Raw genomic sequence first — 24,718 nt, forward strand, 5'->3', positions numbered from 1 at the left:
AAGTCCACGGAATTCTGGCGGCTCGGCGACCGCATGGTCCGCCGCATCGGATTCGGCACGAAGCGGCTCGCTGGAAGCGACGGCCGCGGGGCGGACGTGCAGGAGAAGGCGATCGCGCTGCTGCGCAGGGCGGTCGAGTTGGGCGTCAACCACCTCGACACCGCCGACTTCTACCCGACCTACGGGCAGGAGGGAAACAGCCGCGAGTTCGAGCCGCTCAACTGGGCGAACGACGCGATCTTCCGCGCGTTCGCGCCGTACGACGACAACCTCGTGATCGCGACGAAGGTCGGGCCGACGATCACCGGGCTGGCGCGGGCGGATGCCCTGCCTGCACTGGTGGAAGGCAATCTGCGCGCACTCGGCCGGGACTCGCTCGATCTCGTCTACCTGCGGCAGACCGGCCTCGACTCGGTCGCCGAGCACTTCGGTGTGCTGGCCGAGTTGAGGGCCAAGGGACTCATCCGGCACCTCGGCCTGTCGAACGTGCGGCTGGAGCACCTCGCGCAGGCTCAGGAGATCGCGCCGGTCGTCGCCGTACAGAACAGGTACAGCGTCGACTTCGGCCGGGTCAATGACGCGATCCTGGAGGCCTGTGGCGACCAAGGGATCGCGTTCGTCCCGTTCTTCACACTGACGGCGGACTCCCGCGAGACCGGCGGTGTGAAGCAGACCGACGTGATTCGCGAGATCGCCGCGGAACACGGTGCGACGCCGGCGCAGATCCGGCTCGCGTGGACGTTGAGTCGTGGCGACAACGTCCTGGCGATCCCCGGCACGGGGAACGCGCACCACCTGGAGGAGAACCTGGCGGCCGGCTCGATCCGCCTCTCCCCCGCCCAGCTCGAGGCGTTGGACGCTCTGCCTCAGTCGTAGTACCGGCGGGCGCTGCCGCCGATCGCGGTCACATCGGTGCCGTAGATGTGGACCGAGATCGCGGTGCTGTCCGTCGTGTTGTGCACCCGGTGAATGTCACCGGGCGGAGCGAAGCCGCTCACGTCGCCGACGTGGTTGTCGCTCTGGCCGACGATCCGGAGTTCGGCGTCGAACAGGTCCTCGTGCTCGACGCCCTGGATGACGCCGAACGCACACCAGGTGACGTGGTCATGGATCCGCGTCACCTGGCCGGGTCGCCAGACCAGGGCGATGATCGAGAACGAGCCGTCCGGTTCGACGTGCAGGGTGTGGCTGATGTAGCGGTCGGGCGAGCCGAGCCGCTGCTCGGGCGTCAGTACGTCGGGCGTGGGCAGGTTCCGGCGGAGTTCCTCGGCCACGAGCTGGGCCGTGTCGTTCCAGTCGGCGTGCTGGGAGATGGCGGTGCGGACGCCCGCCACGAGGTCGGTGAGTTGGCTGGTCGGAAGCGTTGTCGTTGTCATGTATTGAGCGTGCCCCCGCCAACCCATAACGTCTAATGCCAAGTCTTTAGGTCATCCATAGATGGAATTGATACATGCTCGATGTCACCAGGCTGCGCGTGATCGACGCCGTCGCGCGCCATGGCTCCGTCACCGCGGCGGCGCGCGAGTTGCACTACTCGCAACCGTCCGTCACGCATCATCTGTCCCGGCTGGAGGCGGAGACCGGCGCGCAGTTGCTGCAGCGGGTGGGTCGCGGGATCCGGCTCACCGAGGCGGGACGCATGCTGGCGGCCCGGGCCGCGGAGATCATCGGGCGGATCGATGCGGTCGACGCCGAGCTCGCGGCCCACGTCGGACTGACTGCGGGCAGAGTCCGCCTCGCCGGCTTCTCGTCGGCGATCGGGGCCCTGGTCCCGGGAGCGGTGGCAGCGCTGTCCGCGCAGCATCCGGGCCTGCGGATCAGCCTGATCGACACGCACCCACCCGAGGCGCTCGAGCTGCTCCGTATCGGGACGATCGACGTCGCGATCATCTTCCGGTACGACGAGACCGCGCCGGAACCGAGCGGGATCCGGCTGCATCACTTGCTCGACGACCCGCTGTACGTGCTGTCGTCGGGCCGGGAGGTCGAGCTGTCCGGGCTGCGTGACGCGACCTGGATCGCGGGTTGTGATCGTTGCCGGAGTCATCTTGTGTCGTTGTGCGCGGAGGAAGGCTACGAGCCGCGGATCGGCTACACCTCGGACGACATGGTGGTGATGCAGGCGCTCGTTGCGGCCGGCCTCGGCGTCACCACGATGCCCGGGCTCGCTCTTCGCACTCACCACGCCGACGGGGTGATCGCGAACGAGCTGCCTGGATCGCGGCGGCACGTCTACGCCGCCACCTACGGCGAACCACCGGACCCACCCGCGATCGCAGCCCTCCTCGCCGCCCTCACCGAGGCAGCCACTCCGTGACGCCGGTACGCCGCTGGCAGCCTGCCGAGGCGTCCGCCGATAGCCGGACCTGGCCGCAACGGCCGACTGAAAGCGTCCCGGAGCGTACCGGCCTGCCTCAGCCGACCTGCACCGGATAGTGGATGATGACCGCACCGCCGGTGGCGTAGTTGGCGACATCGGCGGCCACCCGCTGGCCTTGCGGCGACGCCCGCGCCGCGGCCATGGCGGCGGCGTCAGCGAAGTCGCCTTCGAAGACCGCGAAGTACGGCGCTTCTCCCTTGGTCGCCGCCACGTCGAAGCTGTAGCGCCACGCAAGCAGGCCGGGCCAATTCATGACCAGTGGAAGGTGGTTGGTCACGTAGTAGTCGCGGAAGTGGTCAGGGTCGGCGGGCTCGGAATACAGGACCACCAACTTATGCATGACTGCCTCCTGTATCGCCAGGTGCGGGACATCGGGATTCGGGTGACGGAGGTGGGTCCAGGACCGCGGTCAGTTGAATCGTCATATGCGCACGTTAGGGCTTGATGTGTGGTCGAGGGAAAGACCGGGACGGGATAGACTCAGAACGGATCGTTATCAATCGACAGGGAGGCCATGTGGCGCCGGATACGGTGAGCCTGCGGTACTTTCTGGTGCTGGCGCAGGAGTTGAACTTCACCCGCGCGGCCGCACGGATCGGTATCGCGCAGCCCGCACTCAGTGCCCGGATGCGCCGATTGGAGGCGGAACTCGGTACGAGCCTGCTGGTGCGTAACACTCGTAGCGTCGCATTGACCACGGCCGGTGCGGCTTTGGCGGAGTCCGCGCCGCCCGCGCTGGCGGCGCTGGACCGGGCATGGGACACCGCCCGGAATGCGGGGGCCGGTGAACTGGGCACGCTGCGCATCGGATATAGCCTCAGCGCGGGGGCCGAGACGGCACCGGCCCTGGTGGACAGGCTCATTCGCAGCAGCCCGGGACTCGAGGTCGGCGCGGTCCCAATGGCGACACCGGAGATCTCCCCCGCGGTCGCCGACGGCCGCATCGATGCGGGGATCACCCGCGGTGAACAGCCGGGTCGTGGCGTGCGCCGGTTCCTGCTGCGGCGTGAGCGCGTCGGGGTCCAATTGGCACAGCATCATCCGCTGGCCGAACACCCGGAGATCGAGATCGCCGATGCGGCCGCGTATCCGCTGCGACTCCCCGACCGTACGGCCAACCCCGTGATCCACGATCAGCTGTCCGCACTGTTCCGCGACACCCGGCCAAACCCCCGATTCCACACGCCCGCAGTCTCTTTCGACATGTTTCAGCGCGACCTACGCGACGGGCTCACCCTCGCCCCGGCCGGTGAAGCCGCGGTCACGGCACTATCGGCCGGTCTCACGTGGCGACCGCTGCAGGGCGCACCCACCTTGACGCTCCACCTGGTCCTCCCGCGCGTGCAGTCACCCCTCCACCGCCGCATCCTTACCGTCGCCAAAACCCTGGCACACGAGGTGCACTGGCTGCCGGACTGACGCGCAGCAGGTCACGCGAGGTCCGACGGATCCGGTCACTGCACGGGCTCCCGGAGCTCAGCTGAAGTCGACCTCCTTGGTGGGTTGGACGCCGGCGGTGCGGCCCGGTGCCGTGTGGTTCTCCCAGTAGAGGTTGGTGTGCGCGATGACCTTGTCCGGCGGCGGAGCGCCCCACTCGGAGAGGTCCTCGGTGGTGTGGGCGTCGGCGACCAGGGTGACGTCGTACCCGCGGACGAAGGCGCCGTGGATCGTCGAGCGGATGCACTCGTCGGTCTGCGCGCCGCTGACGAACAGCCGGCCGATCCCGCCCTTGGCCAGGACGTCCTCGAGGTTGGTGTCCTCGAAGGAATCGGCGAAGGTCTTGTGGACCAGAGGCTCGGCCTCGTCGCGGTCGAGCTCAGGAACGAGTTGCCACTCGTCGCTGTCCTTCACCAGGTCTTTGCTCGAGTGCTGCACCCAGACGACCGGCACACCGCCCGCGCGCGCCTTGCCGACCAGGCTGCTGATGTTCGCGACGGTCTGATCGCGCTCGTGAGTTCCTTCGACGACGCCGTTCTGGACGTCGATCACTACCAGGGCCGTGTTCGGCCTGTCGGACAACGTGGACATGGACGTCCCTCCTTCAGTTCGACTAGATCGGTGACGCTAGACCTGCCCACCGACAGTTTCCGTCGCACCGCTCGCCCGCAACAGCCGGTGGGCGAGTTCCTCGGTCGCCTCGACCAGTTCCGGGCATCCGATCACGCGGTACGGCGTTGTGATCGCGGTCAACTGGGAGGCGTACCAGTCGGGCTCGTCCGTGCTCGCGGTGAGCCTGGTGTGGTCGGCATCGATGGCCTCCAGGCGACCCATACTGCGGGCGATCCAGCACCTGGCCTGCTCCAGCGGCGCGTCGATGACGACCTCGATCTTGTACTTCCAGCCCATCGCCAAGTGCTCCTCGACCAGCGCCAGCGCATCAAGGTCCGGCGGTGGGGTGAACGTCTCGGTCCGGGTCTCGATGCCGCGGATCTTGTCGACGCGGAGGATGCGCCGAGCGTTCTTGGCGAGCGACCAGCAGAGCAGATACCAGCGGCCTCGGCGGACGACGACCGCCCAGGGATCCACCTCCATCGACCATTCCTCGCCCGGGCAGCGCTCGTACCGGAGGACGACCCGCCGGCAGTCCGCGCTGTCCGATACCAGCTGAGCCGTGGTCGCCGGGTCCGGAGTGCGAGCGCCGGGATCCGGGCCGCGGGCACTGACCCGGCGTACGGCGTCGGTCGAGCGGGCGATGGCCTCCGGGAGAACACGAATGATCTTTCCGAGCGCGACCTCCACCGGATCATCCGCGCCGCGCGGACCTTCGAGCACCGCCATCACGAGCCCGAGTGCCTCGGTCTGGCTGAACATCAGCGGCGCGAGTCGCAGGCCGCGGCCGACCCGGTACCCGCCGTACGGGCCGCGGACCGACTCGATCGGGATGTCGGCTTCGCGCAGGATCCCGACGTAGCGGCGGGCGGCGCGCTCGGAGACACCGAGCTTGTCCCCCAGTTGGTCGGCCGTGATGCCCGGGCTGTTCTGGATCAGCTCCAGCACCATCAGGGTCCGGGCCGTCGGACTCACGTCGTACGCCATGCGTCACCATTCCGGAAGTAGTCCGTCCGGAACCGAGGGTAGCGTGCCGCGCATGGACCTGAACACCATGACGGAACTGCCCGCCGCCGGCGACGAGATCCAGACGCTGCTCGGCGTACTCGACCGCAATCGCCGTACCTTCGCCTGGAAGTGCTTCGGGCTCGACGCGGCCGGCATGAACACGCGACTCGCACCGTCCACCATGACTCTGGGCGGCTTGGTCAAGCATCTGGCACTGGTCGAGGACGACATGTTCTCGAACCGCCTGTTCGGACGGGATCCGGGCGCGCCATGGAACGCGGTGGACTGGGACGCTGATCCCGACTGGGAGTGGCGGACCGCGGCCGACGACTCCCCCGAGGCACTGCAGGCCTTGTGGGAGGGCGCTGTGGAGCGCGCACACGCGTCGGTGGCCGAGGCACTGGCCGAGGGCGGGATGGGCAAGGTCGGCAAGACTGACGACGGGCAGAACCTGCGCCGGATGGTGGCGGACATGATTGAGGAGTACGCGCGGCACACCGGTCACGCCGATCTGATCCGCGAGTCGATTGACGGCCTGGTCGGAGAGGGCCAACCGCTGGCACAGTAAGTGCTCACTCGGTGAGCGCTTTCTCTGCGACCATGAGGGGGTGCGCGCGGATCGACTGGTGGCTGTGTTGCTGCTGATGCAGGCCCGGGGCCGGGTGACCGCGGCCGAGGTGGCCGGTGAGCTCGAGATCTCGGTCGCGACCGCGCGCCGCGACCTCGAGGCACTGTCCACCGCAGGCATCCCGGTCTACCCACAGCCTGGACGCAATGGTGGCTGGCAGCTCATCGGCGGCGCACGCACCGACCTCAGCGGGCTGACCGCGACGGAAGCGCAGGCACTGTTCCTGCTGGTCGGGCCGGCCGCGTCGATCGCCCCTGATGCGAAGGCGGCGCTGCGGAAGCTGGTGCGGGCGCTGCCCGACACCTTCCGGGAGCACGCGCAGGCGGCGGCCGAGGCGGTGGTGATCGACCCGGCGCGCTGGGGTGAGCACGTGAAGGAACGGCCAGAGTTGGTACGTCGCTTGCAGGATGCCGTCGTACGGCGGGTGAAGGTGCGGCTCGAGTACGCCGGACGCGGGCGTGATGCGTCGGAGCGAGTGGTCGATCCACTCGGGCTCGTGGACAAGGACGACGTCTGGTACTTGATCGCCTGGACCGAGAAGGGGCAGCGGACGTTCCGGGTCGATCGGTTGCTGTCGGCGGATGTGACCGCTGCGAGGTTCGAGCGGCCGGCCGACTTCGATCTGTCCGCTGCCTGGGAAGAGATCGTCGACCGGATGGAGGAACGGCGGTCCGGTCTGACGGCGACCGTACTGATGGACGAACGGTTCGTCTGGGTGATGCAGGACCGGCTCGGGCGCAACTGCGAGGTCGACGGGATGGAGGGCGACCGCGCGCGGCTGAAGGTCACCGCGCCGACACCCCTGATGATCGCGCAGCATCTGGCCGGCTGGGGTGGGTCGATCGAGGTCGTCGATCCTCCGTCGGTGCAGGCCGAGCTGGCGCGACTCGGCCAGGAACTTGCCGACCGCTACAGCGGGATCTGATACAGGATGAAGCCGCGGTTCTCGGCGACCTGGTCGTAGAGCCCGCGGGCCGTCGCGTTGCTCTCGTGGGTCGACCAGTAGACCCGGCCGCACCCGCGCTCCTTCGCCCAATCGGTGACGGCAGCAATCAACGCCCGAGCCGCACCCTTCCCCCGCGCTTCGGGAGCGGTGAACAGATCCTGCAGGTAGCAGGAGTCCGGCGCCGTCGTACTCGCGTGGGTCAGGAAGTGCGCGATGCCGACCAGTTGGCCGTCGAGCCGGGCGCCGAGCGCGTGGACTTCTTCGGCCCGCTGGAACCGCGTCCAGGCGTGGTCGAAGAACTCCGGCGGCATCGTGCGGCCGTAGAACTCGTTGTATCCGGCAAACAGTCGCTGCCAGCCGTCACGGTCGGTAGGTTGCAGCGGGCCGATGGTGAGCATGGCGGCACGCTGCCACACCGATGGTCCGGATGGCCCGGTGGGGTGAGTAGGGTGCCCTGGTTTGGTGTCCCTCTCGATTCTCAGGAAGCGTCCGTGACCACATCACCACCGCAACCACCGCAGAATCCGTACCCCGGTCAGCCGGGCGGTTACGGACCTCCGCCGGAGCAGTTCCCCCAATACACCCAGCCCGAACAGCCGGGCCAACAGTCTGGGCAGTACCCGGGCCAGCCGCAGTCCCAGCAGCCGGTCCAGGCCTACCAGCAGCAACCGTTCCACCAGGCCCCGCCCCAGCCGGGCCAGCCAGGTCAGCAGGACCAGTTCGGGCAGCAGCCGCTGCCGGCGTACCCCGGTGCGCAGATGGGTCTGCAGTGCCGGTTCTGTGGTTCCTTCCCGGCGGTCGACGCGACCGTGCGCGGGCACCAGGGCCTGATCATCCTGATGCGGTTCCTGAAGCTGCAGGGACCGTTCTGCCGTAGCTGCGGCATCGCGTCCGTGCGGGACATGACGGCGAAGAGCCTGTGGCAGGGCTGGTGGGGTATCGGGTCGTCGATCGTCAACCCGATCACCATGCTGATGAACATCGGGCCGATGCAGAAGTTCAAGAGCCTGCCCGAGCCGGCGCCGGGCGCGCCGGGCCGGCCGATGGATCCGGGCAAGCCGCTGTTCCGGCGCCCGGCCATCCTCGGTCTGCTGCTCCCGATCGCGCTGATCGCCGTGATCGTCATCGTCAACCTCGCGACGACGACCACGTCGGAAGCCACGATCGGCGCGTGCGTGGTGAACAAGGGGACGTCGTCCGACCCGAACGTCAAGGTCGTCGACTGCGCCGGCTCCGAGGCCGAGTACAAGATCGTCGGCAAGCTCGACGGCTCGACCGACGACAGCAAGTGCGACCAGTTCGAGGGTGTCGAGGCGTCGTACACGGTGGAGAAGAGCTCCACGAAGTACACGCTCTGTCTCGCGCCGCTCTGATCGGCTAGGGGCCGGCCGGTGCGGCCGGCCCCTACTGGTAGTAGCCGTCGACCGGCACGCGCGCCTCGTCGTACAGGGCAGGACCTTCCTGCGGTACGGCGGGGAAGCCGCCGGTCGGCTTGAGTCCGCCCAACTGGTCGCCCGAGAGCGCGTACACGACAAGGCCGAGGCCGGACCGGGCGAGCGCGCCGGAGCACATCCCACACGGTTCACAGCTGGTGTACATGGTCGTTCCCGAGGCTGTCTCGGCGTCGAGGTTCCGCGCCGCCCACACCGCCAGCTTGAGCTCCGGGTGGAAACTGATGTCGCTGTCGGTGATGGTGGTGTTCTGCTCCTCGGCCAGCACGGTCCCGTCGGGGCCGACCAGCAGCGAGCCGAACGGCGGATTGCCGTCTTCGCGTGCGGCCGCGGCCAGTTCGATCGCGCGGCGGAGGAAGCCTTCAGCTTCGGGGGTCACGAGTTCTCCCATCGTCGGTGCGCGGCGATCGTCGCCAGCGCTTGCCAGGCCACTTCGGGCCGTTCGGTCTCGGCAGGATCCCCCGCGAAGGGATCCAGGACGACGCTCCGCGCGCCGAGGTCACGGAGGGCGTCGATATCGGTGAGAACCTGCTCGAGAGAGCCCTCTCCCGCAACTCTCTCGTCGTCGGGCAGCGGCTCCGGGGTCAGTCGCAGCAGGATCCGCGGCGCGAACTCCGGCACCGGCCGGTCCTCCGCGGCGGCGATCGACCGCAGCTTGTCCAGGGCCGAACTCATCCAGTCGACCCGATGGCGCAGCGGATGCCAGGCGTCGCCGAACCGGACAGCCCGCCGGAGTCCCGCCGTACTGCCGCCACCGATCCACAGCGGGATATGGCCCTCGCCGTAGTCCTTGTCGTCGGCCCAGACCCGGCGCAACTCACCGAGCAACTCGTCGGTCTGCCGGCCCCGCCGCGTGAAGTCGGCGCCGAGTGCCTCGAACTCCTGCCGCGCCCAGCCGACTCCGACGCCGAGGACGAGGCGGCCGCCGCTGAGCTGCTGCAGGTTCGCCGCCATCCTTGCCACCAGCAACGGATGCCGGTACGGCGCGATCAGCACGGTCGTACCGAGGCGGATCCCGTCGGTGATCCCGGCGAGCCAGCTCAATGTCGTGAAGGGCTCGTAGAACGGCGCCGGATACTGCTCGGCGACATCCGGCGTGATCGCGACATGGTCGGACACCATCAGCAGGTCGTAGCCCAGGCCTTCCACGGTCCGGGCCCAGCCGCGCAGCCGGGCCGGGGTCGCGCCGGGGCCGAAGTTGAGGACGTTCACACCAAGTTCCACGCCATCTAGGCTATCGAGGTGAACACGCTGTTTTGAAGGGATTCCTCCCGGTGTACGGCGCACTCGACCGGGGAATCACCGGTAATATCGCGGTATGACCGAGACTCTCGATTCGACCGACTGGGCCATCCTGGTCGCGCTGCAGGACGACGCGCGGATGTCGCTGACCGAGCTCGGCCGCCGGGTGAACCTCAGTGCGTCCGCAGCGACCGAGCGGGTCCGCCGGCTCGAGTCGACTGGCGTCATCAGCGGCTACCGGGCCGACGTCGACCTGACCAAGGTCGGGTACGCCGTACTCGCCGTCGTCCGGCTGAAGTATCCGGGCAACAAGCACGAGCCGCTCCGCCAGTTGCTCAAGGAACGGCACGAGATCCTGGAGTGCCTGCGCACCACCGGCGACGACTGCTACACGCTCAAGGTTGCCGCGGCGTCCATGCCGCACCTGGAGGAACTCGTCAACGAGCTCACCGAGTTCGGCAGCACGACGACCAACCTCGTCTACACGGAGACCCAGCCGTACCGCGGTCCGCGGGCCGCGCCGGGCGAAACCCGGTAGCGGTCAGCGGCGGGAGTTGAGAGCGTTGGCCGGGTGACTCTGACGGTCCTCGGCATCGAGGTCTCCCCCGCCCTGCTCGCGCACTGGGTCGACTGGCTCGCGCCCGAGGTCCAGCCGTTCTACGTCACCAGGCACCAGGCGAAGGACTGGGACCTCGTGACGGACGACCGCGAGCCGACGCGGGAGCAACGCGACACCTATCGCGTCTACAGGCTGGACAGCTCCGCGACGCACGTGGCCTGGCTGGACGAAGCGACGTACGCCGCGCTTCCGAAGCCGACGCGGGCCGCACTGGTCCGCGCGCAGGTCCGTCACAACCGTGGCGCTGTGCCGACCGTGCGCCGGTGGCACGCGATTCTCGGTCCGGAGGTCCGCCGGCAAGCCGACGGTCATCGGTTCGTCTGGTGGAAGTCGTTGCTCGAGGACCGGGCCGAGCAGGTGCTCCCACACGTCGTCAGCGAGGACATCGGACCGAGTCGGCACGCCGAAGTCCGCGAGTGGCCGTCCACGCTCCCCCGCGTCCGGGAGCTCGCCGGGACATACCCAGCGGGCAGCGGGCCCAACTGCTTCGGGACCGTCATGGCGGCGGCCGGCGTCGACGGAGCGGACCAGGTCTGGATGGTGCGCGAGCCCTTCGAGGAGTGGCTAGCCGGCAACACTGTCCCGCGCGGACGGGACGACGTACCGGGGACCGTCTTCGTCTGGCGCAACCAGAATGGTCTCGTGGAGCATGCGGCGATCACGATCGGCGGCGGCTGGATGTTGCACAAGCCGTTGCAGTCGTGGATGACACCGCGCAAGATCCGCACGGTCGCGGAGGTGAAGCGCAGTACGAGAACTGCGGGCTGGCGATTAGAGCGTCGTAGGCTGTCGGTGTGAGGCTTCTCGTCACTGGGGCCGCCGGCTTCCTGGGGCGTGAGGTCGTGCGGCTGGCTGGGCATGACGTCGTTCCGACGTACCACACAGCTGCGGTCGCGGGCGGGGTTCGGATGGATGTCCGGGACCGCGGCGAGGTCGCGGATGTACTGCGCCGGGTCCGCCCCGATGGCATCATCCACGCGGCGTTCCGGCAGTCCGACTGGGAGACCAATGCTGACGGGGCCGCCAACCTGGTCGTTGCCGCAAGAGGTGCCCGGCTCGTGTTCGTGTCGACGGATGTGGTGTTCGGCGGAGCCGATCAGCCGTACGACGAGGATGCGGCGCCGTGCCCGGTCACGCCGTACGGCGCGGCGAAGGCGGCGGCCGAGACGACGATCCGCGCCGTCGATCCATCCGCGGTGATCGCGCGTACGTCGATCATCGTCGGGAGCGACGGTACGTCGGCCAGCGAACGGCTCGTGCACGAGTTGGCGAGTGGGCAACCGGGGGCACTGTTCGCCGGCAACATCCGGTGCCCGGTGCACGTCAGCGACCTGGCCAGCGCGCTGCTCGAGTTGGTGGAATCAGACCACACCGGCACGGCTCACGTGGCCGGCCCGGACGCCGTCAGCCGACTGGAACTCGGCCGGTTGATCGCGGCTCGCGACGGCCTCGACCCGGACACGTTGCCATTCGTGCCGGGCCAGCCGTCGGACGTTCGCCTCGACAGCCGGGAGACACAGAAGCTGCTCACCACCCGCCTCCGCCCGGTCGGCGAGTTCCTGACGACGTAGGCCGTGTCTAGGCGGTTTCGTCGACCGTCGTCGTGACGGGTGTGCCGAGTTCGACCGTGCGGCTGACCGTGCAGAGGCGGTCGTGCGACATCTTCACCGCGCGCGGCAGGGCCTCCCGGGCCTTGTCGCCGTCCTCACCCTCGGGGAAGCGGATGGTGAACTCGACGGTGAGGTTCTCCATCCGGTTGCCCTCCTCGGCGTCGCGGACCTTGTCGCCGCGCACCTCGGCACGGAACTCGGTCGGCTCGGCCCGCCGGCTGACCACGATGTCGACGTCGATCGCCGAGCAGGTGCCGATCGCGGCCAGCAGCAGCTCGACCGGGGTGAAGTCGGTGTCCGCACCGCCGGATCCGACCCGGATGCTGCCGCCGCGCGCGTTGCGGACCTCGTAGCTGCTGTTCGCCAGGCGTTCGAACTGCACCTGCCGGAGTGTGTCGCTCATAGCCGTCACAATCTGTTGCTCGTGGCAACGTCAGAGAGTCGTCAAGGCCTCGGCCACCGGGGTCTGTCCGGCGACGAGTTCGAGGGTCCGGCCGATCGAGGCCGGGGTGTCGCACAGCCCCGCCAGCACCAGCGCCACGTCGTCGCGGCTGATCCTGCCGTTGCCTGTCTTGTCGGCCAGCAGCACCTGACCGGTGCCGGGGTCGTTGGTCAGACCGCCCGGCCGCAGCACCGTCCAGTCGAGGTCCCTGGACCGCAGGTCTTCCTCGGCAGCCCACTTGGCCCGCAGATAGACGGTGAAGGTCTCGTCGTCGGTCAGCGAGGGCGCCCGGTCGGCGCCCATCGAGCCGACCTGGATGTGCCGCCGTACGCCGGCCTGCTCGGACGCGTCGGCGAACAGCGCGGCCGCACCACGGTCGACCGTGTCCTTGCGAGCGTTCCCGCTGCCCGGGCCGGCACCGGCGGCGAAGATCGCCACGTCGGCGCCGGACAGCACCTCTGCGACGGCCGCGGCGTCAGCCTGCTCGAGATCCAGTACGGCGGCCTGCCCGCCGGCCGCGGTGAGGTCGGCCTCGTGATCGGGGTTGCGGACCAGCCCGACCACCTCGTGACCGTCATCGGCCAGCAGCTTGGTCAGCCGCAGCGCGATCTGTCCGTGTCCACCCGCAATCACCACTCGCATGCCCCGAGCCTAACTCGCCGCCGCATCAGGCAGACTGCTCCCGTGCCGCACGCAACAGCCGCCGACGGGAACCGGATCGCGTACCAGGTCCGTGGCGACGGGCAACCACTCGTCCTGCTGGCCGGCCAGGCCAACAACCACACCTGGTGGGACCCGGTCCGGGCCGACTTCGAGGCGACGTACCGGACGATCACGCTGGACTGGCGCGGCACCGGGGACAGCGACAAGCCGGACGAGGTCTACAGCACACGCGGCTTCGCCGAGGACGTGGTCGCGGTGCTCGACGACCTCGGGTTGCCGGCCGCGCATGTGTACGGCACGTCGATGGGTGGTCGGGTCGCGCAGTGGATCGCGATCAACCATCCGGACCGCGTCAACAGGCTGGTGCTCGGGTGCACGTCACCCGGTGCCAAACACGGCTACGAGCGGAGTCAGGAGATCCGCCGCGCTCTGACCGACCCGCAACGTACCGAGAGAGTGCTGCTCGAGCTCATGTACACGCCGGCGTGGCTGGCCGTGAACCCCGGGCCGCACCCGGTGCTCGGTGACCCTGACATGCCGGCGTACGCGAAGGGGCGGCATCTGGTCGCGAGCAACAGGCACGACGCGTGGGACGGGCTGCCGAGCATCAGTGCGCCGACGTTGATACTGCACGGGACCGACGACATCTTCAGCCCGGTCGCCAACGGGCAGCTCCTCGCGGACCGGATCCCCGGCGCCCGCGCAGAACTCATCCAGGGCGCTCGACATGCGTACTTCCACGAGTTCCGGGCGGTCGCCGGCCCGCTGGTAGTGGACTTCCTGGCTCACTGACTGCGCAGGATCGGGCGGAGCGCGTCGAGCACGCTCGCGTCCTCGATCGTCGACGGCACCGCTTCGTCCCGCCCGTCGGCGATTCCGCGCATCGTCTTGCGCAGGATCTTCCCCGACCGCGTCTTCGGCAGGCCGTCCACCACCGATACGTCCCGGAACGCCGCCACCGGCCCGATCTCCCGCCGTACGGCTGCCACCAACTCGTCCCGCAACACATCCTCCGGGATATCGGCACCAGCCTTGAGTACGACGAGACCGCGCGGGACCTGGCCCTTCAACGCGTCACGTACGCCGATCACCGCACACTCGGCGACCGCCGGATGAGCCGCAAGAACTGCCTCCATCGAACCGGTCGACAGGCGGTGACCGGCGACGTTGATGACGTCGTCGGTGCGGCCCATCACGAAGATGTAGCCGTCCTCGTCGAGGTACCCGGAGTCGCCGGTCAGGTAGTAGCCGTCGTACCGGCTGAGGTAGTTGTCGATGTAGCGCTGGTCGTCGCCCCACAGCGTCGGCAGCGCGCCCGGCGGCAGCGGGAGCTTGATCGCGATCGCTCCCTCCACGCCCGTCGGCTGCGGCGTCCCCACGGCGTCCAGGATCTGCACGTCCCACCCTGGCACCGGGACCGTGGCCGAACCCGGCTTGGTCGGCAGCGCCTCGAGTCCACGCGGGTTCGCGGCGATCGGCCACCCGGTCTCCGTCTGCCACCAGTGATCCACCACCGGTACGCCGAGATGCTCGTGAGCCCAGTGATACGTCTCGGGATCGAGCCGCTCGCCGGCCAGGAACAGAGTCCCGAAGTCGCTCAGGTCGTACTTCGACGCCAGCTTGGCCTCAGGATCGACCTTCTTGATCGCCCGGATCGCGGTCGGTGCGGTGAACAGGGCCTTCGCGCCGTGCTCGGAGATGACGCGCCAGAACGCACCGGCGTCCGGCGTACCGACCGGCTTGCCCTCGTAGAGCACCGTGGTCGCGCCGACCAGCAGCGGCGCGTAGACGATGTACGAGTGCCCGACGACCCAACCGACATCGGAGGCGGTCCACCACACGTCACCCGGACCGATGTCGTAGATCGCCCGCATCGACCAGGACAGCGCGACCGCGTGACCACCGTTGTCGCGGACCACGCCCTTCGGTTTCCCCGTCGTACCCGACGTGTACAGGATGTAGAGCGGATCGGTCGCGGCGACCGGGACCGGATCCGCCGGCTTCGCGGCGGCGGTCAGCTCGGCCCAGTCGAGATCACGCCCGCCCAGCTCGGCCAGTGTGGTCTCCCGCTGCAGCACGATGGTGTGCTCCGGCTGGTGCCGGCTGAGTTCGAGAGCCGCATCGATGATCGGCTTGTACTCGACCACGCGCGTGGGCTCGATGCCGCAGGACGCGGCCACGATCACCTTCGGCGTCGCGTCGTCGATCCGCGCGGCGAGCTCGCGGGGTGCGAACCCACCGAACACCACCGAGTGGATCGCGCCGAGCCGCGCACACGCGAGCATCGCGACGGCGGCCTCGGGCACCATCGGCATGTAGACGATGACGCGGTCGCCCGTACCCACACCGAGCGATGCGAGCGCCCCGGCGAACCGCGCAACCTCGTCCCGCAGTTCGCCGTACGTGTACGAGCGACCCGTGCCGGTGACCGGGGAGTCGTAGATCAGCGCAGCGCGGTCGCCGTTCCCCGCCTCGATGTGCCGGTCGAGTGCGTTGTACGACGTGTTGAGCTCGGCGTCCGGATACCACCGGTACAGCGGTGCGCCCGAGTCGTCCAGTGCCCGCGTCGGTGGCCGGGTCCAGGAGATCGCCTCCGCGGCCTCCAGCCAGAACCCTTCCGGATCAGCGAGACTCCGCCGGTAGCTCTCCTCGTACGCGCCCATTTCTGGTGGCCTCCCAACCGTCGGCTTCTCTCATCGTGGCAGGGTTGGGGCATGACGGTAAGGGTCGATCAGGTGCGGGCGGCGGCGGAGCGGATCGCCGGACGGGTACGGCGGACTCCGGTGATCGAGGTGGCGCCGGGCCTGGTCTTCAAGCTGGAGCTGCTGCAGCACACCGGCTCGTTCAAACCGCGCGGCGCCTTCAACCGGCTCCTGGTCGCGAAGGAACGCGGCGAGCTGACCGGGCAGGGCATCGTCGCGGCGTCCGGCGGCAACGCGGGTCTGGCCGCGGCCTACGCCGCCCGCGAACTCGGCGTACCGGCGCGGATCTTCGTTCCGGTCAACGCGCCTGCCCCGAAGGTTGCCAAGCTGCGCACGCTCGACGCCGAGGTGGTCCAGGTCGGGAACGAGTACGCCGAGGCGTATCAGGCGGCGGTGGAAGCGCGGGACGAGGGCGACGCGCTACTGCTGCACGCCTACGACCAGCCAGAAGTCGTGGCAGGTCAGGGCACCATCGGGCTGGAACTGCTCGAGCAGGCCGGATCCTTCGACACCGTCCTGGTCGCGGTCGGTGGCGGCGGGTTGATCGGGGGGATCGCGACGGCGATCGGCGACAACGCGCAGGTGATCGGTGTGGAGCCGGAGTTGTCGGCGACCCTGCACCGCGCACTGGAGGCCGGCGAGCCGGTCGACGGGCCGGTCGGCGGCGTGGCGGCGGACTCACTCGGTGCCCGGCGGCTCGGTGATCTCGCGTTCGCGGCCGCTCGGGAGCACGATGTACGGTCGCTGCTCGTCGACGAGGAAGCCATCGTTGCTGCTCGCAACGAGCTCTGGCACGAGTACCACCTGGCCGTCGAGCACGGCGCCGCCGTCACGTACGCCGCGCTGAAGTCGGGCGCCTACCGCCCGGCCGACGGCGAGCGGATGGTCCTGGTGGTCTGCGGAGCCAACACGGACCCCGCGACGCTCACCTGACCGGTCTGGCCGGCCTGCGCTTCGACCGGTCGTCGGCCAGGATCCAGGCGGCCAGGACACCGGCGATCGCGCCGAACAGGTGTCCCTGCCAGGAGATCCCGTCTTGCGGAAGCAGCCCGCCGAGCAGCGCGCTCCCCCAGACCAGGACGACCACAACGCCGACCAGCACCTGGCTGATCCGGCGGTTGAACAGTCCGCGCATGATCAGGTAGGCGGCGTACCCGAAGACCAGACCACTGGCGCCGATGGTGACCGTGTTCGGTGGTGAGATCAGCCAGGTGCCGAAGCCACCGATCACGGTCACGATGGCGGTCACTGCGAACAGCCGGGCCGCACCGCCGACGGCGATCAACAGGCCGAGTGTCACCAGCGGCAGCGTGTTCGAGATCAGGTGGCCGAAGCCGAGGTGCAGGAACGGCGCGGTGATGATGCCGATCAGCCCCTGCGGATCACGGGCGATGATCCCGTACTGATCCAGCGCGCCGTTCGTCGCCGCGTCGATGATCTCGCTGAGCCACATCAGCCCGACCAGCACGCCGAGCAGCTTCAGCCCGCTCCCGATCCGGGCAGCGTCGACCGCCCCACCGGTCCGCTTCGCAGGTATCTGGAAGCTCATCCACGTCCTCGCTTCGCTCCGGGCGCGGATGAGGCGCAGAACGCACTGTGCTTGGTGATGAACTCGCTCCGCTCGTCCATGTAACAACGATGCCGTATCCGGCCAAGTCTCAGTCCTTGACGAGCGCGGCGACAGCACACAGTGATCTCTGCGATACTCCCGGTGGCTATCGAGGTGAGGTGGGGGAACGCGATGCCGGTCGCCGTCTATGTGCTGGGCTTGAGCATCTTCGCGCAGGGAACGTCGGAGTTGATGCTCGCCGGTCTGCTGCCCGAATTGTCGGGCGATCTGCGGATCTCCATCCCGGCCGCGGGCCTGCTGATCTCCGCGTTCGCGCTCGGCATGCTGCTCGGTGCGCCGATCCTGGCGGTGGTCACGCTCAAGTGGTCCCGGCGTACGGCGTTGCTCGTGTTCCTCGGCATCTTCGCGGCCACCCATGTCGCGGGGGCGTTGACCCCGAACTACGCGATCCTCCTGGCCACCCGCGTCGTCGGCGCCTTCGTGTACGCCGGTTTCTGGTCGGTCGCGGCCGTCACAGTGGTCGCGCTGGTGCCGGTCGACCGGCGGGCTCGCGCGATGAGCGTTGTCACCGGCGGCCTGACCATCGCCACCATCGTCGGTCTCCCGATCGGCACGGTGCTCGGGCAGCATCTCGGCTGGCGATCGGCGTTCTGGACGGTCGCCGGTTTGTGTGTCCTCGCGATGGCCGGTGTGTTCGCGACCATTCCCGATGGCAGGCCGGACGCGGAGAGCGCGCCGCGGCTGCGCGAGGAACTCCGTGGGCTCCGCCACGCCAGACTCTGGCTGGCCTTCGGCACGACCGCACTGGTCACTGCCACCATCCTCGTGGTGTTCAGCTACCTCGCTCCCCTGCTGATCAACACCACCGGGCTGACGCCGAGCGCCGTACCGGGTGTCCTCGCCCTCTACGGTCTCGGTTCGTTCATCGGCATCACGCTCGGCGGGCGGACCGCGGACGCCCTGCCGTTCCACACCCTCTTCGTGGGCATCACCGGTCTGGGCATCCTTTCCGCGGTCCTCGCCCTGACCGCGACGAATCCCGTCGTCACCCTCGCCGCGGTCGTCCTGCTCGGCGGCTTCGGCTTCGCCACCAACCCGGCGCTCAACGCCCGTGTCTTCAGCCTGGCCGGCGACGCCCCGACCCTGGCGACCGCGACCAACTTCTCCGCGTTCAACGTCGGCATCACCGCCGGGCCGTGGCTCGGTGGCCTCGCGATCGACGCCGGCGCCGGCTACCCGGCACTCGGCTGGATCGCGGTGGCCACCGGGCTCGCGGCCCTCGCGACAGTGGTCGTCGCAGCTTTCCTGCCGGTCAGTTCACCGGACCACCCGGGTCGATATGGCTCGGATCGAACTCGGCGTGCCGCTTGAACACGTACTTGTTCAACAGCCAGGTGATCGCCCACAACGCGACGCCGATCAGCATCAACCACCCGGCGATCTTGTAGTCCGCCGAGTCGCGCCCTGACAGCGGGCTGGCCAGGTACACGCACAGGATCACACCGAGCAGCGGGAGCGCGGTCGGGGCGTGGAAGTGCTTGTGCTCGACCCGGTCCCGGCGCAGCACCAGCACGGCCACGTTCACGATCGCGAACACGCACAGCAGCAGGAGCGCCGTCGTCCCACCGAGCGCGGCCAGATCGGCGTACCCGATCAGGACGAACGCGAGCAGCGTCGTGAACAGGATCGCGATCCACGGCGTCCGGCGCCGGCGCAGCACCCGGCCGAGCGGACCCGGCAGGACCTGCTCGTGCGACATGCCGTACAGCAGGCGGCTCGCCATCAGCATGTTGATCAACGCCGAGTTCGCCACCGCGAACATGGTGATCCAGGCGAACACCTCGAGCGGGAAGCCCGGCGCACCGGCCTGGACGACCTTCAGCAGCGGCGTGGCGCCCTCGTTCAGGTCTTCCGGCGAGACCAGGGCGACCGCGGAGATCGCGACCAGCACGTAGATGACGCCGGTGATGCACAGGCCGGTCAGCATCACCTTCGGGAAGATCCGGACCGGGTCCTTCGTCTCCTCCGCCATGTTCACCGAGTCCTCGAAGCCGACCATCGCGAAGAACGCGAGTGCGGTCGCCGCTGTGACCGCGCCGAACGGCGACTCACCGGACGGGACGTTGAACTCGGTCAGCCGCGAGGTGTCGCCGTCGCCGCCGGCCAGCGCCCACGCGCCGATGCCGATCACGATCAGCAGACCGCTCAGCTCGACACAGGTCAGGACGACGTTCGCCTTCACGCTCTCGCCGACGCCGCGCAGGTTGACCAGCGCGATCAGCGTCATGAACGCGAGCGCGGTGATCATCAGCAGCGACCCGCGGTCCGGATCGATGTCGGCGGCCGAGAAGAAGTTCGCGGCGAACGCCTTCGACGCGCTCGACGCCGAGGTGAGACCGGAGCACATCACCGCGAACGTGAGCAGGAAGGTGAGGAAGTGGATCCCGAACGCCTTGTGCGTGTAGACGGCGGCGCCGCCGGCCTTCGGGTACTTCGTGACGAGTTCCAGATAGCTGGTCGCGGTCAGCAGCGCGACCACGAACGCGCACAGGAACGGTAGCCAGACCGCCCCGCCGACCTCGCCGGCCACCTTCCCGGTCAGCGCGTACACGCCGGTACCCAGAATGTCCCCGACCACGAACAGGAGTAGTAGGCCGGGTCCCATGACCCGTTTGAGTTCAGGACGCTCGCCGGTCTGAGGTGCGGCGGCGCTGGGGCTTTCGCTCATCGTCGTCCTCCCTGGAATTCGGTGCGTCAGTCGACCACATTCCGGAGTGCATTCGCCACAGCCTGCGACCAAGGCCGTAGCCGGAAGGTGACCGGCGGCCTGGGAGCATAGGCCCGTGATGCACCTTCGTCTCATCGTCCCACCGGATCGCACCGGCCGCGTCCTGGACGCGCTCGTCGACGATCCACGGGTGACGAGCGTGGTCCGGCTGCCCGGCGCCGCGCAGCGACCGGCCGGCGACGTGCTCGAGTGCGACGTGACCCGGGAGGCGACCTCGGACATCCTCGCCTTCCTCAAGGCTGAGGGCCTGTACGACGAGGGTTCGGTGGCGGTCGCCGACGTCGACGCCGCGCCGTCGCGGAACGCTCGCGAGACCGAGAAGGCCGCCCCCGGTGCGCCGGACGACGCGGTCATCTGGGACGCGGTCGTCGACCAGGCCTACAACGAGGCCAGCGGCTCCTGGGTCTATTACGCCTTCCTCACCCTGGCGACCATGATCGCGTCGGTTGCCGTGGTCACCGATTCGTCCATCCTGGTCGTCGGCGCGATGGTCGTCGGCCCCGAGTTCGGAGTCGTCGCCGCCCTCGCCGTCGGGCTGGCCATGCGCAACCGGGCCCTGACTTGGCGGTCCCTGCGTCTGCTGGTGCTCGGATTCGTGGTGGCCATCGCACTGGCGACAGCGGCTGCCCTGCTGGCCCGTGCCGTCGGGTGGATCGATGCCGGGTCCGTCACTGCGGACCGTCCACTGACCGGGTTCATCTGGCGGCCGGACAAGTGGTCGGCGGTCGTCGCCGTTCTGGCCGGCTGTGCTGGGGTGCTCTCACAGACCGCCGGACGGTCGAACGCGCTGGTCGGCGTCTTCATCTCGGTCACCACGGTGCCGGCGGCCGGCGATCTGGCCCTGTCGCTCGCGCTGTGGGTGCCGAGCCACATCGGCGGCGCAGCAGCGCAGCTCGGCATCAATCTGGCCGGCATGACGGTGGCCGGTGTCGTCACCCTGCTCGTGCAGCGCGTGGTCTGGCGAATCTATCTGCGGGTGAAGGGGCGAGGTCAGGCGGGCGCGCGCGTTGAGGCTTGACCGGACGTCCCCTGTCCGATCCGCGCGCGCCCGGCAGACACAGTCGTACCCCACTCGGGGTGGATTCGCACCTGCGGATCGCCTGACGTATGCCGGACATGGCGCGAAGTCGCCAATAACGGGAAAACGATTCCACCTGCGTCCAGGAGACGGGATAGCCTGTCCGGGATCCGGGCGATGGGAGGGACGGATGCTGGAGACGGTGGGGGTCGATCCGCCCGACGAGGAGGCGTACCGCGCCCTGCTGACCGCGTCCGGGTGCGGGATCGCCGAGCTGGCCAAGCTCCTCGACCGCGACGAGCGCGAGGTCGCCGCGACCGTCGAGCGGCTGGAGACTCTCGGACTGCTCACCACCACGTCGGACCATCCGATGCGGCTGCTGCCGACCCGTCCCGACGTGGCCGTCGACGCCTTGGTCGCCGTACGTCGTGCCGAGCTGGATCGGGTTCGCGCTGAGGCAAGGGTGTTGCTGACGGAGCTGCGAGCGCAAGAGCAGCACCGGCCGGAGAACCTGGTCGAGGTGATCGTCGGTCAGGAAGCGATCGCGGCCCGGTTCGCGCAGTTGCTCAACGGGACCCGCGAAGAGTTGCTGGTGCTCGACCGGCCGCCGTACGCGTCGAAGACCGGGGAGTCGGAGCCGCGGGTACACAGGCTGCTCAGCGACGGTGTGGTTGTCCGGGGCATCTACTCCCCCGACTCACTCGATCGTCCCGGCGGTGTCGACCAGGCCTACAGCGCGGCGGACGCCGGTGAGACCTCGCGGGTCCATCCGCAGCTGCCGATGAAGCTCGCCGTGTTCGACCGCCGGGCCGCTTTGATGCCGCTGGACGTTGACCAACTGGTCGACAGCGCTCTCGTCGTCCATCCGTGCGCATTGCTCGACGCATTGGTCGAGATGTTCACGCTGTTGTGGGACCAGGCAGTTCCGGTAGTGCCCGTGGTCAAGACCGACCCGCTCGACGCACGGTTGATGACGCTGCTCGGCGCGGGCCTCAAGGACGACGCGATCGCGCGGCAGCTCGGGCTGAGCAGTCGCACGGTCGGCCGCCGGGTGGCCGAGCTGATGGAGACGCTAGGCGCGCGGACCCGGTTCCAGGCCGGAATCCACGCCCAGCGTCGCCATCTCCTCGAGGACTGAGTCAGCAGGCCGCGAGCATCTGCTGCAGCGCGGTCTTCTCGGCCGACTGCAGCGAGAGGCCGTAGGTGTACTTCACCCAGATCCACTCGCGGGCGTAGATGCAGTGCACCGAGGCGTTGGTCGGCTTCCACTCGGACGGGTCCTTGTCGCCCTTGGACCGGTTGCTCGACGCCGACACCGCGATCAGCTGCGCGATGCTCAGGTCGTTCGCGAACTGCTGGCGACGCGCGGTGGTCCAGCCGTTCGCACCGGACTTCCACGCTTCGGCGAGCGGGACGATGTGGTCGATGTCGACGCCCGAGGAGTCGTTCACGTAGGTGGCGTCGTACACGCTGTACCAGCGACCGGTGGTCGGCTGGCAGCTGCTGTCGACGATGACGCCGGTGCCGTCGCGCTTGAGCACTTGTTCACGGGTGTCGCAGCTACCGGACTGGGTGATCCAGTGTGGGAACAGGTCCCGGCTGTACCCGCTCGTCGAGCCCTCCGTCTTCACGGTGAGGCTCGCCAGCTGGGTGGCCGCCGTACCGGCCGACGGCGGGTCCGGTGGGTAGGCGAGCGCTGGTCCGGCGCTCAGGGTGAACGCCGCGGTCGCGGCGACTGCTGTCAGTACAGCGGTGATCGAACGTCGCATAGGTCAGGCCTCCGAGGGTGGGGCGGATTCCCCCTGACGTACTGCCCTCAGCCTTCCCCGATCACAGGCGGTAAGAAACCACTCACCGGTGAAGGGCGTGTGAACGGTCCGGTCAGTCGTGCTCGACGACGGTGAGTGTCCAGCCGGGGCCGGTGCGGTCGAGTTCGGCGTTCCAGCGCTCGCTGACCAGCTTGTGCAGGGACTTCGGGGTTCCAGGGTCCTTGCCGGACTCGAGCAGGTGCCGCGCGACCAGGCCGCGGGTGTGCTTGGCCATGTGCGACACGACCGTCCGGACACCGTCGCGTTCACGGACGACGTTGACCGTGACCCACTTGGCCGCCTGGTCACCGCTCGGGCGCCACGCGGCGACGTACGTCGATGAGCGGCAGTCGACGATCACACCGCTGCTCTCCGACAGCGCGGCCGCCAGCGGATCACGCCAGACCGACGCCAGCGGTCCATGACCGGGCAGCGTCGTACCCATCGAAAGCCGGTACGGCGGTACGCGGTCGGCCGGCCGCAACGCGCCCCACGCCGCGGACACCACGAGCAGGCGGCTGCCCGCGCGGCGCTTGGTGCCCGCGGACATGCTCGCGTAGCCGAGAGCGTCGTACAGGACGCCGGAGTAAAGCTCGGACACCGGAACCGCGGGCTCGGTGCGCCAGCGGGTGTTGCGGTCGACCTCACCTTGCAGCGAGGCGCCGACGTCCAGAACGTCGTACGCGTCGGAAGACGCAGACACCTTCGCCAGCGTCTCCAGGATCTGCTCGCGGACGGGGTTCAGCTCCGGGAACGAGAGCGTCGAGAAGTCGACGGCGCGACCGCGGGACCGCCCGGTCTTGCCCTCGGACGGCGGCAGCAGAATCAGCATCAGGTGAGCTCGTCCAGGGCGGCCAGGTCGGCGGCGGTGGGGTCCCACATCCCGGCCGCGACGTTCTGCGCGATCTGCTCCGGTGTGGTGGCGCCCGCGATCACCGACGCGACCGCGGGCTGGGCGGCGAGGCCGCCGATCGCGACGTCGATCATGGTCAGGTCGCGCTCGGCCGCGAACGTCTCCAGTGCCTCGATCTTGTCGAAGTCGGCGCCGGCCAGACGGTCCGGCTGGGTCGCCAGCCGCGTCCCGGCGGGTGCCTCTTCGCCGCGCTTGTACTTGCCGGTGAGCAGGCCGGAGGAGAGCGGGAAGAACGGCAGTACGCCGATGCCGAGGTGCTCGCACGCGGGCACCAGTTCGTCCTCGACCTCGCGCTCGAGCAGCGAGTACCGGTTCTGGGCGCTGATGAAGTGCTCGAGGCCGGCGGTCCGGGCGGCCCAGTCGGCGTCCACCACCTGCCAGCCGGCGAACTGGGAACTGCCGATGTACCGAACCTTGCCCTCGGCAACGAGCTCGGACAGCGCCGCAAGGGTCTCCTCGATCGGAGTGACCTGGTCCGGCAGGTGCAGCTGGTAGAGGTCGATCCAGTCGGTGCCGAGCCGTTGCAGGCTCGATTCGACCGCCTTGCGGATGTACCGGCGGGAGGCGCGGGCACCCCAGTCCGGGCCGTTCACCCCGTGCATGTCGCCGCCGAACTTGGTCGCGATCACCACCTCGTCGCGCCGGCCACCGAGGGCTTTGCCGAGCAGCTCTTCACTGAACCCGTGCTCGCCCTGGTAGACGTCCGCGGTGTCGAACAAGGTGATGCCCGCGTCCACCGCGGCGTTCACCACCACGTCTGTACGGGTCGCATCCAGCCGCCGCCCGAAGTTGTTGCAGCCGAGTCCGACCACGCTCACAGTCAGCCCCGAGTCACCCAGTTGCCGGTACTCCATCTCACTCATGTGCTCAGCCTAATCACG

Annotated in this window: 29 protein-coding genes; 14 read left to right on the forward strand and 15 right to left on the reverse strand. The window is 69.0% G+C overall.

Features of this window, described 5'->3' with window-relative positions:
• The first annotated feature begins 33 nt into the window (after positions 1 to 33).
• A complete protein-coding gene (locus OG817_RS15185; RefSeq protein ID WP_406055180.1) occupies positions 34 to 876 on the forward strand; it encodes an aldo/keto reductase in 843 nt (280 codons plus the stop codon).
• Here the strand turns inward: OG817_RS15185 and OG817_RS15190 are convergent.
• A complete protein-coding gene (locus tag OG817_RS15190) occupies positions 867 to 1,376 on the reverse strand; it encodes a hypothetical protein (RefSeq protein WP_396390456.1) in 510 nt (169 codons plus the stop codon). The genes OG817_RS15185 and OG817_RS15190 overlap by 10 nt on opposite strands.
• A gap of 74 nt (positions 1,377 to 1,450) precedes the next feature.
• On the opposite strand from OG817_RS15190, the gene OG817_RS15195 reads away from it, so the two are divergent.
• On the forward strand, positions 1,451 to 2,317 hold the full coding sequence (locus tag OG817_RS15195) for a LysR family transcriptional regulator (RefSeq protein ID WP_396390455.1): 867 nt from the start codon (positions 1,451 to 1,453) through the stop codon (positions 2,315 to 2,317).
• A gap of 97 nt (positions 2,318 to 2,414) precedes the next feature.
• On the opposite strand, the gene OG817_RS15200 is transcribed toward OG817_RS15195, so the two are convergent.
• Positions 2,415 to 2,720 (reverse strand): EthD family reductase, encoded by a 306-nt coding sequence (locus OG817_RS15200; protein WP_406055183.1) that lies wholly within the window; start codon positions 2,718 to 2,720, stop codon positions 2,415 to 2,417.
• A 176-nt stretch (positions 2,721 to 2,896) separates the two neighbouring features.
• On the opposite strand from OG817_RS15200, the gene OG817_RS15205 reads away from it, so the two are divergent.
• Positions 2,897 to 3,799, forward strand: coding sequence for a LysR substrate-binding domain-containing protein (locus OG817_RS15205; protein ID WP_406055185.1), 903 nt, complete (start codon positions 2,897 to 2,899; stop codon positions 3,797 to 3,799).
• A gap of 57 nt (positions 3,800 to 3,856) precedes the next feature.
• On the opposite strand, the gene OG817_RS15210 is transcribed toward OG817_RS15205, so the two are convergent.
• Both OG817_RS15210 and OG817_RS15215 read right to left on the reverse strand, forming a co-directional pair.
• Positions 3,857 to 4,408: an isochorismatase family protein gene (locus OG817_RS15210; RefSeq protein ID WP_406055187.1), complete on the reverse strand. Its 552-nt coding sequence runs from the start codon at positions 4,406 to 4,408 to the stop codon at positions 3,857 to 3,859.
• Positions 4,409 to 4,444: 36 nt separating this feature from the next.
• A complete protein-coding gene (locus OG817_RS15215; protein ID WP_406055189.1) occupies positions 4,445 to 5,416 on the reverse strand; it encodes a helix-turn-helix transcriptional regulator in 972 nt (323 codons plus the stop codon).
• 52 nt (positions 5,417 to 5,468) lie between these two features.
• Here OG817_RS15215 and OG817_RS15220 point away from each other — a divergent pair, with 52 nt between their 5' ends.
• Both OG817_RS15220 and OG817_RS15225 read left to right on the forward strand, forming a co-directional pair.
• Positions 5,469 to 6,005 carry a DinB family protein gene (locus tag OG817_RS15220; RefSeq protein ID WP_406055191.1) on the forward strand — a complete coding sequence of 179 codons (537 nt, stop codon included), beginning with the start codon at positions 5,469 to 5,471 and terminating at the stop codon, positions 6,003 to 6,005.
• A 40-nt stretch (positions 6,006 to 6,045) separates the two neighbouring features.
• Positions 6,046 to 6,990 (forward strand): helix-turn-helix transcriptional regulator, encoded by a 945-nt coding sequence (locus tag OG817_RS15225; protein WP_406055192.1) that lies wholly within the window; start codon positions 6,046 to 6,048, stop codon positions 6,988 to 6,990.
• Here OG817_RS15225 and OG817_RS15230 read toward each other — a convergent pair.
• Positions 6,975 to 7,409: a GNAT family N-acetyltransferase gene (locus OG817_RS15230; protein WP_406055194.1), complete on the reverse strand. Its 435-nt coding sequence runs from the start codon at positions 7,407 to 7,409 to the stop codon at positions 6,975 to 6,977. The two genes, OG817_RS15225 and OG817_RS15230, sit on opposite strands and share 16 nt — an antisense overlap.
• 93 nt (positions 7,410 to 7,502) lie before the next feature.
• Between OG817_RS15230 and OG817_RS15235 the strand changes: the two genes are divergently transcribed.
• The gene (locus tag OG817_RS15235; RefSeq protein ID WP_406055196.1) at positions 7,503 to 8,384 is read left to right on the forward strand and encodes a toxin-antitoxin system, toxin component; all 882 of its coding nucleotides are present in this window, start codon (positions 7,503 to 7,505) and stop codon (positions 8,382 to 8,384) included.
• 31 nt (positions 8,385 to 8,415) lie between these two features.
• Here the strand turns inward: OG817_RS15235 and OG817_RS15240 are convergent, their stop codons facing one another.
• Both OG817_RS15240 and OG817_RS15245 read right to left on the reverse strand, forming a co-directional pair.
• Positions 8,416 to 8,841 (reverse strand): nucleoside deaminase, encoded by a 426-nt coding sequence (locus OG817_RS15240; protein WP_406055198.1) that lies wholly within the window; start codon positions 8,839 to 8,841, stop codon positions 8,416 to 8,418.
• Positions 8,838 to 9,686 carry an LLM class flavin-dependent oxidoreductase gene (locus tag OG817_RS15245; RefSeq protein WP_396390444.1) on the reverse strand — a complete coding sequence of 283 codons (849 nt, stop codon included), beginning with the start codon at positions 9,684 to 9,686 and terminating at the stop codon, positions 8,838 to 8,840. The genes OG817_RS15240 and OG817_RS15245 overlap by 4 nt, the downstream gene beginning before the upstream one ends.
• Before the next feature lie 94 nt (positions 9,687 to 9,780).
• Here OG817_RS15245 and OG817_RS15250 point away from each other — a divergent pair, with 94 nt between their 5' ends.
• The 3 genes from OG817_RS15250 to OG817_RS15260 are packed head-to-tail and all read left to right on the forward strand — an operon-like array spanning position 9,781 to position 11,894.
• On the forward strand, positions 9,781 to 10,242 hold the full coding sequence (locus tag OG817_RS15250; RefSeq protein WP_406055201.1) for an Lrp/AsnC family transcriptional regulator: 462 nt from the start codon (positions 9,781 to 9,783) through the stop codon (positions 10,240 to 10,242).
• Between the two features lie 33 nt (positions 10,243 to 10,275).
• On the forward strand, positions 10,276 to 11,121 hold the full coding sequence (locus OG817_RS15255; RefSeq protein ID WP_406055203.1) for a hypothetical protein: 846 nt from the start codon (positions 10,276 to 10,278) through the stop codon (positions 11,119 to 11,121).
• Complete coding sequence (locus OG817_RS15260; protein ID WP_406055205.1) at positions 11,118 to 11,894, forward strand: SDR family oxidoreductase; 777 nt, start codon at positions 11,118 to 11,120, stop codon at positions 11,892 to 11,894. The genes OG817_RS15255 and OG817_RS15260 overlap by 4 nt, the downstream gene beginning before the upstream one ends.
• Before the next feature lie 7 nt (positions 11,895 to 11,901).
• Here the strand turns inward: OG817_RS15260 and OG817_RS15265 are convergent, their stop codons facing one another.
• Together OG817_RS15265 and OG817_RS15270 are read right to left on the reverse strand one after the other, a co-directional pair.
• Complete coding sequence (locus tag OG817_RS15265; protein ID WP_406055207.1) at positions 11,902 to 12,336, reverse strand: OsmC family protein; 435 nt, start codon at positions 12,334 to 12,336, stop codon at positions 11,902 to 11,904.
• A gap of 30 nt (positions 12,337 to 12,366) precedes the next feature.
• On the reverse strand, positions 12,367 to 13,017 hold the full coding sequence (locus OG817_RS15270; protein ID WP_406055209.1) for an SDR family oxidoreductase: 651 nt from the start codon (positions 13,015 to 13,017) through the stop codon (positions 12,367 to 12,369).
• A 42-nt stretch (positions 13,018 to 13,059) separates the two neighbouring features.
• Here OG817_RS15270 and OG817_RS15275 point away from each other — a divergent pair, with 42 nt between their 5' ends.
• Complete coding sequence (locus tag OG817_RS15275; protein WP_406055211.1) at positions 13,060 to 13,830, forward strand: alpha/beta fold hydrolase; 771 nt, start codon at positions 13,060 to 13,062, stop codon at positions 13,828 to 13,830.
• Here the strand turns inward: OG817_RS15275 and OG817_RS15280 are convergent.
• On the reverse strand, positions 13,824 to 15,701 hold the full coding sequence (locus tag OG817_RS15280; RefSeq protein ID WP_406055213.1) for a propionyl-CoA synthetase: 1,878 nt from the start codon (positions 15,699 to 15,701) through the stop codon (positions 13,824 to 13,826). The genes OG817_RS15275 and OG817_RS15280 overlap by 7 nt on opposite strands.
• Before the next feature lie 51 nt (positions 15,702 to 15,752).
• On the opposite strand from OG817_RS15280, the gene OG817_RS15285 reads away from it, so the two are divergent.
• Complete coding sequence (locus tag OG817_RS15285) at positions 15,753 to 16,673, forward strand: threonine/serine dehydratase (protein WP_406055215.1); 921 nt, start codon at positions 15,753 to 15,755, stop codon at positions 16,671 to 16,673.
• Here OG817_RS15285 and OG817_RS15290 read toward each other — a convergent pair.
• Entirely contained in the window at positions 16,666 to 17,289 is a 624-nt protein-coding gene (locus OG817_RS15290) for a rhomboid family intramembrane serine protease (protein ID WP_406055217.1), read from the reverse strand. The genes OG817_RS15285 and OG817_RS15290 overlap by 8 nt on opposite strands.
• Positions 17,290 to 17,451: 162 nt before the next feature.
• On the opposite strand from OG817_RS15290, the gene OG817_RS15295 reads away from it, so the two are divergent.
• Positions 17,452 to 18,681, forward strand: a complete 1,230-nt coding sequence (locus tag OG817_RS15295) for a Cmx/CmrA family chloramphenicol efflux MFS transporter (protein WP_406055219.1) — start codon at positions 17,452 to 17,454, stop codon at positions 18,679 to 18,681.
• Here the strand turns inward: OG817_RS15295 and OG817_RS15300 are convergent.
• Positions 18,623 to 20,038, reverse strand: a complete 1,416-nt coding sequence (locus OG817_RS15300) for an APC family permease (protein WP_406055221.1) — start codon at positions 20,036 to 20,038, stop codon at positions 18,623 to 18,625. The two genes, OG817_RS15295 and OG817_RS15300, sit on opposite strands and share 59 nt — an antisense overlap.
• Positions 20,039 to 20,156: 118 nt before the next feature.
• On the opposite strand from OG817_RS15300, the gene OG817_RS15305 reads away from it, so the two are divergent.
• Both OG817_RS15305 and OG817_RS15310 read left to right on the forward strand, forming a co-directional pair.
• Complete coding sequence (locus OG817_RS15305) at positions 20,157 to 21,116, forward strand: DUF389 domain-containing protein (protein ID WP_396390767.1); 960 nt, start codon at positions 20,157 to 20,159, stop codon at positions 21,114 to 21,116.
• Positions 21,117 to 21,306: 190 nt separating this feature from the next.
• The gene (locus tag OG817_RS15310; protein ID WP_406055223.1) at positions 21,307 to 22,254 is read left to right on the forward strand and encodes a transcriptional regulator TrmB; all 948 of its coding nucleotides are present in this window, start codon (positions 21,307 to 21,309) and stop codon (positions 22,252 to 22,254) included.
• 1 nt (position 22,255) lies between these two features.
• On the opposite strand, the gene OG817_RS15315 is transcribed toward OG817_RS15310, so the two are convergent.
• From OG817_RS15315 to OG817_RS15325, 3 genes are all read right to left on the reverse strand, one after another.
• Positions 22,256 to 22,885 (reverse strand): HNH endonuclease family protein, encoded by a 630-nt coding sequence (locus tag OG817_RS15315; RefSeq protein WP_406055225.1) that lies wholly within the window; start codon positions 22,883 to 22,885, stop codon positions 22,256 to 22,258.
• Between the two features lie 112 nt (positions 22,886 to 22,997).
• Positions 22,998 to 23,756, reverse strand: a complete 759-nt coding sequence (locus OG817_RS15320; RefSeq protein WP_406055227.1) for a YaaA family protein — start codon at positions 23,754 to 23,756, stop codon at positions 22,998 to 23,000.
• The gene (locus tag OG817_RS15325; protein WP_406055229.1) at positions 23,756 to 24,700 is read right to left on the reverse strand and encodes an aldo/keto reductase; all 945 of its coding nucleotides are present in this window, start codon (positions 24,698 to 24,700) and stop codon (positions 23,756 to 23,758) included. The genes OG817_RS15320 and OG817_RS15325 overlap by 1 nt, the downstream gene beginning before the upstream one ends.
• Between the last annotated feature and the right edge of the window lie 18 nt (positions 24,701 to 24,718).

Source organism: Kribbella sp. NBC_00889, assembly GCF_045207705.1.
GTDB lineage: Bacteria > Actinomycetota > Actinomycetes > Propionibacteriales > Kribbellaceae > Kribbella.